The organism is Stenotrophomonas sp. PS02298 (genome assembly GCF_029959445.1).
Taxonomy (GTDB): Bacteria; Pseudomonadota; Gammaproteobacteria; order Xanthomonadales; family Xanthomonadaceae; genus Stenotrophomonas.
Genome location: NZ_JASCOR010000158.1, coordinates 1 through 10,037, shown reverse-complemented (window position 1 = coordinate 10,037; position 10,037 = coordinate 1). Strand labels below are relative to the sequence as shown.

The 10,037-nt window shown below is 62.6% G+C and carries 10 protein-coding genes; 4 read left to right on the top strand and 6 right to left on the bottom strand.

The window, feature by feature from the left end; all coding sequences use genetic code 11:
* Positions 1–131 precede the first annotated feature (131 nt).
* From QMX78_RS17655 to QMX78_RS17645, 3 genes are all read right to left on the bottom strand, one after another.
* Entirely contained in the window at positions 132–722 is a 591-nt protein-coding gene (locus QMX78_RS17655) for an O-acetyl-ADP-ribose deacetylase (protein WP_282271966.1), read from the bottom strand.
* Positions 723–930: 208 nt separating this feature from the next.
* On the bottom strand, positions 931–2,055 hold the full coding sequence (locus QMX78_RS17650) for a hypothetical protein (RefSeq protein WP_282271964.1): 1,125 nt from the start codon (positions 2,053–2,055) through the stop codon (positions 931–933).
* On the bottom strand, positions 2,052–2,621 hold the full coding sequence (locus QMX78_RS17645) for a hypothetical protein (RefSeq protein WP_282271962.1): 570 nt from the start codon (positions 2,619–2,621) through the stop codon (positions 2,052–2,054). The genes QMX78_RS17650 and QMX78_RS17645 overlap by 4 nt, the downstream gene beginning before the upstream one ends.
* Before the next feature lie 135 nt (positions 2,622–2,756).
* On the opposite strand from QMX78_RS17645, the gene QMX78_RS17640 reads away from it, so the two are divergent.
* Positions 2,757–3,317, top strand: a complete 561-nt coding sequence (locus QMX78_RS17640) for a hypothetical protein (RefSeq protein WP_282271960.1) — start codon at positions 2,757–2,759, stop codon at positions 3,315–3,317.
* Here the strand turns inward: QMX78_RS17640 and QMX78_RS17635 are convergent.
* Complete coding sequence (locus tag QMX78_RS17635; RefSeq protein WP_282271959.1) at positions 3,291–4,805, bottom strand: MASE1 domain-containing protein; 1,515 nt, start codon at positions 4,803–4,805, stop codon at positions 3,291–3,293. The genes QMX78_RS17640 and QMX78_RS17635 overlap by 27 nt on opposite strands.
* Positions 4,806–4,895: 90 nt before the next feature.
* Between QMX78_RS17635 and QMX78_RS17630 the strand changes: the two genes are divergently transcribed.
* Positions 4,896–5,507 carry a response regulator transcription factor gene (locus QMX78_RS17630; protein ID WP_282271956.1) on the top strand — a complete coding sequence of 204 codons (612 nt, stop codon included), beginning with the start codon at positions 4,896–4,898 and terminating at the stop codon, positions 5,505–5,507.
* A gap of 85 nt (positions 5,508–5,592) precedes the next feature.
* Here QMX78_RS17630 and cysK read toward each other — a convergent pair whose 3' ends face one another.
* Positions 5,593–6,552, bottom strand: coding sequence for a cysteine synthase A (cysK, locus tag QMX78_RS17625; RefSeq protein ID WP_282271954.1), 960 nt, complete (start codon positions 6,550–6,552; stop codon positions 5,593–5,595).
* Between the two features lie 20 nt (positions 6,553–6,572).
* Positions 6,573–8,036 carry a siroheme synthase CysG gene (cysG, locus tag QMX78_RS17620; protein WP_282271953.1) on the bottom strand — a complete coding sequence of 488 codons (1,464 nt, stop codon included), beginning with the start codon at positions 8,034–8,036 and terminating at the stop codon, positions 6,573–6,575.
* Positions 8,037–8,203: 167 nt separating this feature from the next.
* Between cysG and QMX78_RS17615 the strand changes: the two genes are divergently transcribed.
* Positions 8,204–9,187, top strand: coding sequence for a LysR family transcriptional regulator (locus QMX78_RS17615; RefSeq protein WP_282271952.1), 984 nt, complete (start codon positions 8,204–8,206; stop codon positions 9,185–9,187).
* A 14-nt stretch (positions 9,188–9,201) separates the two neighbouring features.
* Positions 9,202–9,909 carry an alpha/beta hydrolase gene (locus QMX78_RS17610; protein WP_282271951.1) on the top strand — a complete coding sequence of 236 codons (708 nt, stop codon included), beginning with the start codon at positions 9,202–9,204 and terminating at the stop codon, positions 9,907–9,909.
* Positions 9,910–10,037 lie beyond the last annotated feature (128 nt).

Here is a 10,037-nt window from a genome sequence, read left to right as displayed (position 1 = left end):
GGCAAAGGGAGGGGGCTGTTCATGCAGGGCGGATAGATCGCGGGTAGCCGCTCTTGCCCCCTCCCTTTGCCGCAGGCAAGGGGAGGGTTGGGGAGGGGTAGCTTTTGCTTGGCCGTTGAACAGCCAAACCCTCAATGCGCAGGCGCAAACCCACCCGCAAACGACGCCAGTACAGATCCCGCCTGCTCCTGCGCCGGCCCGACGCTGGCCAAGGCTTGCTGATAGATCTTGAACGCAGCCGGGTTGTAAGCCACCAGCACGATCCGCGAAGGCCGCGCATGGCTCTTCTGCCAGGTCATGGTCTCGGTGGCGGCAATGACCGCCGCCTGGTGCAGTGGGTAGCCATAAACCCCGCAGCTGATCGCCGGGAAAGCGATCGACTCCAGGCCCATTTGCTCTGCCAGCCGCAGCGATTGCCAGTAGCAATTGGCCAATAGCGCCGCTTCATCATGGCGACCGTCGCGCCACACCGGGCCAACGGTATGGAATACATGCTTGGCCGCCAGATTGTGGCCGCCAGTGGCGCGCACTTCGCCGGTGGGGCAGCGCACGCCGGCGCGCAGTTCGGGTAGCTGCTCGCATTCGCGCAGCAGGCCGGGGCCTGCGGCCCGATGGATTGCGCCGTCCACGCCGCCGCCGCCAAGCAGGGTTTCATTGGCCGCGTTGACGATGACGTCAACGGCCAGTTCGGTGATGTCGCCCTGCCAAACTTCAATGTTCATGGCCGTGATCTTCCATTGCGGTGTATGAGAAAAGTGTGACGGCTGCCGCCAGGCCGGTCACTGCTGCACTGCAGTCTGCGCCCGTCCAGTCTCACCTGCTGTGATTTAAAGACGCGGAAACGCGCGAAGGCCGCGCTGGGCGGCCTTCATTGGTTGCTATGTAATGAAAATTACGGCCCTGCGCCAGCCCGGTTCCAGCGCTGGAGGATCAGGGTGGATCCCACCCCTTCCTTTGGTAAACGCGCTCGCCATTGACGAGTGCGTACCAGAGCAGACCTAACACCGTGAAGGAAGAAGCTGCCAGTGCGCGCTCACGCCTGCCTTTGGCGTTGTACCGGTAGTAGTTCTCGCTATTCCTGCGGCTTGCATTGGCCAAAAACGAGAAAATCATGAACGCGGCGACAAAAGCCTTTCCGCTGCCAACCAATAGGCCTACAAACAGACTCCGGTTGTATCGAATGGCGTTGCGGTAAGCAATCAATACACCAGCCAGCGCGGCAACCGCGCCAACAGCCAGTACCGTTATCTGTGTTGGGTTCAGGGGGGCGCTGTCCAGCTCGCCTGAACGTAGAACGGCCACGCTGCACAATGCCAGGGTCGTAAACAATGCGGGGGACAGGCTCCAGCCGAAATCGCGCACATCGTAGTAGAAAACTATTTTTCCAAAGGCCGAGAGGGCAAGAACAATGCAGCAGAGCAGGGCGCTGGCCAGGACCAGGAGCAGCATGGCTTTCCCGGCAGGCGTTATCTGCGATTTTGTGGCAGTGGAAGGCACTGGTTGGGTGGGTGTCACATCGTCGGCCGCTGCGTTGGTGTCTGCACGGGGCTTGGTGGCCAACCGTGTTGGGGCAAGCGCAGCTTCCTGTTCCTCGTCGATGACCTGAGCTTCCACGTCATCGCTGGCGTAGGCCTGGTCGTCGGTCGCTGCAGCGTCCGTTTGGATTGCTGTGGCGGTAGCTTCTTCCTGTTTCACGATGCCATCCAGATGGATGTGGCGCTGAATGAGCGCGTTGCCCAGGCACTCCAGTTCATTGCGGCATTCGCGCTCGATTGCCGCCAGCCAGGCGGATTCGTCCTGCTGCAGTGCGCCGACGTCGGCAACACGCCTGAGCGCATCGCCGAGCAAGCGCTCATGTTGTTCTGCCCAGAAGCGGGCATTGGCCTGGCACACCCCGTCGTCAATGCCTGGCGAAGGGCAGTACATTGACGGATCGATGGTGCTGGCGGTCGAAACGCCAGGATCAAACGAGACATGGCCAAGACTGGCCTGAGCGAGCGAGGTAAAGAGCAGCAATCCCACTGCGGTAGGGAAACGCCGAACACCGGAGCTCATTCGATCGGTTTCCAAACAATGCCACACTCGGAATAGCGGGAAAATTTGTCCTGGCCATCCCAGCCTGCAGGCATGCGGTCGTGCAGTTTGCGTTCGCGTAGCAGCTGGTCTTCTTCCTTGGTGATGTAGGCCAACAGCGTCCATTGCTGAAGGATCTGCGCGATCTGCCATGGGCGAGGATTGCCGAGTGCGAGGGTGCTCTGGCCCGCCCGCAGCTTGATTCTGCCCTCGCTGACCGGCATGAAGCCCGGGGGCTTGCCAAGGTCATTGTGAATGATCGGAAACGCAAGTGAACGGAAGACCTTTTCGTAGACTTCGCCGATGGGTATCACGTGCTCCCTGATCAAGCCGCACTTGTCCCAGTTCTTTGCAGACAGTGCCTTGGTCTGGTGGGCACGTTCGCTGGCGAAGCCAACACCTTTCGGGCCGGTGGCTGCCAAGGTGGCCATGCGCAATGCGTTGCGCACATGATGCTTTGTCGCGGGATTCCCAGGTAGCGTGTTCAGCACCAACGCGGCGACTTCACAGTGCCAATAGAAGTAGTCCGAATTGATTTTGTCGTCCATGCAGTCCTTGCCCGTCGCCTCATTAAGTGCGGACGATAGTGGAATGGCCGGTCAGCCGATTCCATCTGAAATTTTCAAGCGCTGAGTGACTGTTGGCCGCTGCATGCTGATGCCAAAAGTTGCTTAGGGGTAGGGATGGTGCGCGGGTCAAAAGTTGTCGCCGGGCCGACGATGGGCCGGCAGGTCATGGTCGGCAAGTGGAGTGATCGGGGGTGTACGCTGACGCCGCCATTTGCCTGCCGTTACTTCTTTTCGTGGACAGAGTTGGGAAAAGGACGGATCGCCGGATACTTTGCCGGCTACATGGGAGGTGGAAATTTCCATGATGATGCTTTCCATGCCACCTTCAAGCGGAATGGTCTCGTTGAATTTGTCTTTGCTCAACGGGATTGGGTTGGCGGAAGCGAACGCTCGACGCCTTGGCCACTGGACGCGGAAGCGTGTGCGCGGGAGCACTTCCAGGTTTTTTGCCAATGGTTGGACTTCCCGTTGCTGGAAGCATCCGGTGGTCTGTGGATGGCGCCACAGCGTGTGGCGCAGGCAAGCAGCGATGGCTGGAAGCACTGGCAGCTTGGGCCGGGACATCTGCTCATCACTCCGCCCGGAACGGGGGGCGTGAACGCAGTACGCAAGGTGCTGCAACTGGCGAGCTTCGCGGGCCTTGCCAGTTCAACTGGTTTGCAAGCGGACGAGTAGCCAGGTACCCCTGTTGTCGCTGCGCAGGCGCAGCGTTCCGCCTAGCGACAGCACCCGATCGCGTATCCCCTGCAGGCCGAGCCCACCTTGGCGCGGGGCGGTTGGGAAGCCACTGCCATCGTCGCCAATCAACAACGAGATGCGTCCGCTCGAGGTACTGCGTATGCGGACCATGAAGTTGCGCGCCTGAGCATGGCGTATGGCGTTGGTAGCAGCCTCTTGGGTGATGCGATACAGGCTTGTCTGGGTGCGATCATCGAGCCTTCCCAGCTGCTTGTCGTGGTCCAGGACGTGCAGGTGATATGACAGGTCTCCCTCTTCAAGTAGGGTGCGGATAGCGCCGTTGCCGAGTGTGGAAACAAGGCCGAATTCGTCCAAGCCTGCCGGCCGCAGGCTCGACATTAGGCTGGAAACGGAATGCCGCATGTTGCCTATGATTTCCCAAGCGGGCTGCAACAGGCCACCAGTAGGCGTGCGCCGCTCAAGCAGTACCAGCCGCGTTTGCAGCGCAGTCAGGTTCTGGCCAAGCTCGTCATGCAGTTCTGCCGTAACCCAGCGGCGGACGTCTTCAGAAAGGTCCAGGTTACGCTGGGCAGCCTCTCGCAGCGCACCGGTCAAAGCATGCAGCTCTTCGTTCCGGCGGCGCAGCTCGTGCTGCGCTGCGCGTTGGGATTCGCTCGCGGCACCAAGTAGCAGCAAGGTAGTGCCGACCAGCGCCAGCAACAATTGGCCCTCGATGGTCTCGGGCAGGTCTTGCCGATGCCAAGCCACGAGCCCGATCAACAAGCTGACTGATCCGATCGACAGGGTTACTCCCCGCCAGCCGCTGCGCAGGGCCATGTGGATTGCGATGGGCAGGCATAGGCCGGCAGCAAACAGGTAGGTCCATGGCTGCGGTGTGTACAGCAGAACGAGCGCGGTGACCACCAATAGGGGCAGCAGCAGGCGGGGGACATCGGCTCGCCAGCTGCGGAAGTGGACGGTGGAGGGGCGATGGGGGAATGCGATGAAGATCAGGGGCACCATCAACATCATGCCAACGTAGTCACCAAGCGTAATCCGCAGTAGCAGTTCGGTGGCTGGCATGTCGGCCACCCATGCAGGAGGCCAGAGAGTGATCTGCAAGGCATTGCAGGTGGCCGAAAGCATCATTGCGACAAACAACCAGCACCAAGACCGGGTATCGGCAAGGGTAAGAGCGCCACGTTGGCGTAGCAGCCAGGGGCCGCTGCATATGGCTACGAAATGCGCCGCAGATGCGGCCAGCCCGCGCCACTCGCCACCTGTTCCCAGAAGGCGGTACCAGAGCTCCAGCCCAATGGTCATCGGCAGCCACCAGCGCATGGGCAACAGCATCAACAGCGCAAAGCGAAGGCCGGCCGGTGGGTGCCAGACCATGTTGGCGGGTAGCATCAGCAAGTTGTGCAGCAGTGGATAGCTTGCAGCCAGCAACAGGTTCCTGGCAGAGGGCGGCAGTGGTCGCGTCATCCAATAATGGTATCGGCTTGGCGATGCCGCGTACCCGACGTCCAGAAATTTTCAGGTTGGGCGTTGTTCCATAGCTGCTAGCATCTGCCGATGATCCGAATTGTCATGGCTGACGATCACGCAATCGTCCGTACCGGGTTCCGCGCGTTGATCGAGGAGGAAACCGGCTTCTGCATCGTTGCCGAGTGCGATGACGCGGCTACTGCACGCGCGGCAGTGCAGGGACTGCTTCCCGATGTATTGGTTTTGGACCTTTCACTGCCAGGCGGTGGGCTTGGTTTGATTTCCGAGCTGCGGATCGCACAGCCGCGGGTGTCTGTATTGGTGCTGAGCATGCACGACAGCGAACCCTGGCTGTCCGAGGCGCTCGGCCGGGGGGCCGCTGGCTACGTGAGCAAAGGTGCCGCGCCTAGGGAGCTGCTGGAGGCGCTGCATGCGGTGGCTTCCGGGCAGAGCTACCTGAGCAGTGACTTGAACCGTGCCTCGTCCCCAGCAGGATTGGAATCCCTGACCGAACGTGAGCGCGATGTATTTCTTCGGCTTGCACGTGGCCAGACACCAAAGCAGATAGCGCTGGAACAGGGGGTCAGCGACAAAACCGTGTACCAGCAACGGACATCATTGCGCGCCAAGCTCGGGGTCAAGAGCGACCTGGAGATTCACAGGCGGGCGCTGGAGCTGGGTTTGTTGAGCCGGCAATAGTGGGGTGCCCTGCGCTGTTGCGCGGTGTCGAGAGCAGAAGGGCTGCACATGGCGGCCCTTCTGCTTGAGGCGGGTAGTGCGGTACTTACGGAAGGCCGGCCAACCAATCGTCGTCGGAGCCGTCGTTGATGTCGGCAAACAGCGGCGTGGAGAAGTAGCGTTCGCCGGTGTCGGGCAGCATCGCCAGGATCACCGAGCCGGCCTCGGCAGTGGCGGCCACATCCAGCGCGCTGGCAACCGTGGCGCCGGAGGAAATGCCGACGAAGATGCCCTCCTCGGCGGCCAGGCGGCGCGAGGTCTCAATCGCACGTTCGTCCTGGATCGACAGCAACTGATCGTAGACGTTGCGGTTGAGCACTTCCGGGACGAAGTCCGGGGTCCAGCCCTGGATCTTGTGCGGGGTGAAATCCTTGCCGGCCAGCAGCGCGGCGCCGGCCGGCTCGGTGGCGATGATGCGGGTTTCCGGGCGGGCCAGCTTCAGCACTTCGCCGACGCCGGTCAGGGTGCCGCCGGTACCCCAACCACTGACGAAATAGTCCAGGCGCTTGCCGGCGAAGTCGCGCAGGATCTCGGCAGCGGTGGTCTGGCGGTGATAGGCAGGGTTGGCCGGGTTGGCGAACTGGCTGGCCAGGAACCAGCCGTGCTGCTGCGCCAGTTCCTTGGCCTTGCGCACCATGCCGCTGCCACGCTCGGCGGCCGGGGTCAGGATGACCTTGGCGCCATAGGCGCGCATCAGCTTGCGGCGCTCGATGGAGAAGGTTTCCACCATGGTGGCGACGAATTTGTAGCCGCGCGCGGCGGCCACCATCGCCAGGGCGACGCCGGTGTTGCCGGAGGTGGCTTCGACGATGGTGTCACCGGGCTTGAGCAGGCCCTTCTTCTCGGCGTCGAGGATGATGGCCAGGGCCAGGCGGTCCTTGACCGAGCCGGCCGGGTTGAATGACTCGACCTTGACGTAGATGTCGACGCCGGCCGGGGCCAGGCGGTTGAGCTTGACCACCGGGGTATTGCCGATGGTGTCCAGGATGCTGTTGTACAGGGCCATTGAAATCTCCGGGGAGGTGGTCAGGCGGCGTCGGCCAGTGTGGGCGTTGCCGTCTTTGCGGAAAGTGAGGAAACAGTAGGCGTTGCGTGCAGCGGCGCGTCGCCGAACCAATGCAGTTCATCGGCCAGCGCCGCCACGTCGCCGAGGATCAGCAGCGCCGGCGACTTCACCTGGTGCTGGGCAGCGGCCTCGGGCAGCTGGCGCAGTTGCCCGCTGACCACCCGTTGGTCGGCGCGGGAGCCGTTTTCGATAAGGGCGAATGGGGTGCTGGGCGCCAGCCCGGCGCCGAGCAGGTGGCTGCGGATCTGCGCCAGCGCGGCCACGCCCATATAGAACACCAGCGTCTGCCGCGGTTCTGCCAGCGCCGGCCAATCCAACGTGTCCAGCGAGTCCTTGCAGTGTGCAGTCACCAGCCGCAATTGCTGGGCGTGGTCACGGTGGGTCAGCGGAATGCCGGCGTAGGCGGCGCACGCCAGTGCGGCGGTGATGCCAGGCACAACTTCAAAGGCGATGCCATGGGCGCGCAGGAACTGCAGTTCCTCGCCGCCGCGGCCGAACACGAAGGCGTCGCCGCCCTTGAGTCGCACTACGCGCTTGCCGGCGCGGGCATGCTCCAGCATCAGCGCGTGGATGTGCTCCTGCGCGGTGCTGCGGCCCTGTGCGGATTTGCCGACCTCGATGAAGTCGGCATCGCGCCGCGCCAGCTGCAACACCTCGGCACTGACTAGGCGGTCGTGCAGGATCACATCGGCCTGGTTGAGTGCGCGCAGGGCGTTGAGGGTGAGCAGGCCGGGGTCACCGGAGCCGGCACCTACCAGCACCACCGAGCCGTTATGGACCGGGGCCTCGGCGCCCATGTCCAGCAGCAGCTGGGTTTCCGCAGCAATGGATTGGCGTGCGCGCAGCAGGCCAAGCAATGGGCCGTCGATCAGTCGGTCGAAGAAGCGGCGGCGCGCAGCCAGCTCGGGGAAGCGCTCGCGTATCAGCCCGCGCTTGCGGCTGACCAGCTGCGCCAGTTGGCCCCAGGCCTGGTCAAACAGTTCTTCGATCTGGCGGCGGACATGGCGGGCAACCATCGGTGCACCGCCGCCGCTGGAAATGGCGATCTGCAGCGGCCCGCGTTCGGCCACCGCCGGCACGTGGAAGCCGGACAGCGCCGCGTCATCGACTACGTTGACGAACAGCCGGCGCGCTTCGGCGGCCTCGGCGACCGCATGGTTGACGGCGATATCGTCGGTGGCGGCGATCACCAGCCAGATCGCCTGGTCCAGCCAGGCCGGATCAAACTGACCATTCAGCCATTGGATGCGTCCGGCATCGGCTAATTGCCGCAGTGCCGGGTTCAGGGCCGGTGCGCCGACCCGGGGCAGGGCACCGGCACGCAGCAGCGCCTCGGTTTTTCGCTCGGCCACCGCGCCCCCGCCAACGACCAGCACGGCCCGACCCTTGAGGTCGGCAAACAGGGGGAACAAGGGGCTGTCCAAGGCGATGACGGAGGTAGTCGGAGTTAGGACCGTGACCGTAGCGCCGGCCCCACAGCGCCGGAAATGAAAAGCGCCCAACCTCAGATAACTTTAGGTTATAAGTATCGAGACCGTTTTGGCCTACATTCTTCACAGTTCCTTACCGAAGATCTCTCTCCAACACTGCGATGACACTTACCCAACTGCGTTACCTCGTTGCTATTGCCGATGCCGAGCTGAACATCACGCTCGCCGCGACACGGGTGCATGCCACCCAGCCGGGGTTGTCGAAACAGCTCAAACAGCTTGAAGACGAGTTGGGTTTTCTGTTGTTCGTGAGAAAAGGAAGAAGTCTTGAATCGGTAACGCCTGCAGGTGAAGAAGTCATCAACCGTGCGCGCAGCGTGTTGGCCGAAGCCAACAACATCCGCACCTACGCTGCGAACCAGCGTCGCGAGAGCCACGGCCAACTGATCCTGACCACGACCCACACGCAGGCACGTTTCGTGCTGCCACCAGCGGTTGCACGCATCAAGCTGGCTTATCCGCAAGTGAGCGTGCACCTGCAGCAGGCCGCTGAAAGCGATGCACTGGATCTGCTGAGCCAAGGCGATGCCGACATCGCCATCATCAGCACTGCAGGTGGCGAACCGAGCACCGGTATTGCCGTGCCGCTGTATCGCTGGCGCAGGTTGGTGCTGGTGCCCAAGGGCCATCCGCTGGATCGCGCTGGGGTAACGCCGGACATGGCCGCATTGGCCAGCCATCCCTTGATCAGCTACGAGTCTTCCACCCGCACCAGTTCATCACTGCGTCGCGCCTTCGCTGCGCTGGATCTGGAACCGGACCTGACCCTGACCGCGCTGGACGCGGACCTGATCAAGACCTATGTACGCACCGGACTGGGCGTCGGCCTGCTCGCGGAAATGGCGGTAAGCGCCAACGACACCGACCTGCGCGCCTGGCCGGCACCGGCATCGATTCCCGAGTGCACCGCCTGGGCGGTACTGCCGCGCGATCGTGTATTGCGCGACTACGCCCTGGAACTGGTACACGTGCTTGCACCGCAGATCGACAAGCGTGATCTGCGCCGCGTGTTGGACGGCAACCAACAGGCCGATTGGCCGGTACCACCGACCTGGGAATCGTTGACGCAGACGATTACGGTCTGAATGAGACGGGCTGGGTGACCACACTGGTAATCCTGCCCGGTCTCGATGGAACGGCGGCACTGCATGCACAGTTTGTCGCCTGCCTGGGTGATGTGTTTGGGCCGGTGACGGTGCTGCGCTATCCGCCGGATAAGGCGTTGGACTATGCGGCGCTGGAGGTGCTGGTCAGGGCTGGGTTGCCCCGCGATGTTCCTTTCGTGCTGTTGGGTGAATCCTTTTCGGGACCTATAGCGCTGTCTATCGCAGCTGATCCTCCGGTCAATCTTGTTGGCGTGGTGCTGTCCACAACCTTCGCACGCACGCCGCTGCCCTTCTTTTCGCCGCTGGCACCGCTGACACGTTTTGCGCCTGTCCGCGCGTTGCCGCTGGCCTTGCTGTCCTGGTGGTTGCTGGGCCGCTGGGCAACCCCGGCATTGAACGTTGCGCTCGAACGGGCCTTGCTTGAAGTGCATCCAAACGTGTTGCGGCAACGTGCGGCGTTTGCAATGCAGGCGGATGTATCGGCATTGCTGACACGCGTCACCTTGCCGGTGCTGTATCTGCGAGCAGAGGGTGATCGCCTGATCATGCCGGGTGCCGGTGAGCTTATTCTGTCGACGATCAAGCATGCGACCGTTAGGAGTGTTGCAGGTCCCCATCTCCTCCTGCAGGCATGCCCTTCACCGGCGGCGAGAGCTGTGCGTGATTTCGTTGAAGGCCTGCAGTCGGCCAGACTCCGTTGACGCTTTACCCGTAGAGCGTGCCCAATCGTGTGGGAGCGGCGTAAGCCGCGAAGCTGGTGGTCCATCGGATTTCGGGTTGTATGGCGATTTCATTGACATCAGCTTCGCGGCTTACGCCGCTCCTACAA

Coding starts and splice junctions, on each gene's coding strand:
- QMX78_RS17655 (WP_282271966.1), bottom strand. CDS start 722: ATGAACATTGAAGTTTGGCAGGGCGACATCACCGAACTGGCCGTTGAC.
- QMX78_RS17650 (WP_282271964.1), bottom strand. CDS start 2,055: ATGAGCTCCGGTGTTCGGCGTTTCCCTACCGCAGTGGGATTGCTGCTC.
- QMX78_RS17645 (WP_282271962.1), bottom strand. CDS start 2,621: ATGGACGACAAAATCAATTCGGACTACTTCTATTGGCACTGTGAAGTC.
- QMX78_RS17640 (WP_282271960.1), top strand. CDS start 2,757: ATGGTGCGCGGGTCAAAAGTTGTCGCCGGGCCGACGATGGGCCGGCAG.
- QMX78_RS17635 (WP_282271959.1), bottom strand. CDS start 4,805: ATGACGCGACCACTGCCGCCCTCTGCCAGGAACCTGTTGCTGGCTGCA.
- QMX78_RS17630 (WP_282271956.1), top strand. CDS start 4,896: ATGATCCGAATTGTCATGGCTGACGATCACGCAATCGTCCGTACCGGG.
- cysK (WP_282271954.1), bottom strand. CDS start 6,552: ATGGCCCTGTACAACAGCATCCTGGACACCATCGGCAATACCCCGGTG.
- QMX78_RS17615 (WP_282271952.1), top strand. CDS start 8,204: ATGACACTTACCCAACTGCGTTACCTCGTTGCTATTGCCGATGCCGAG.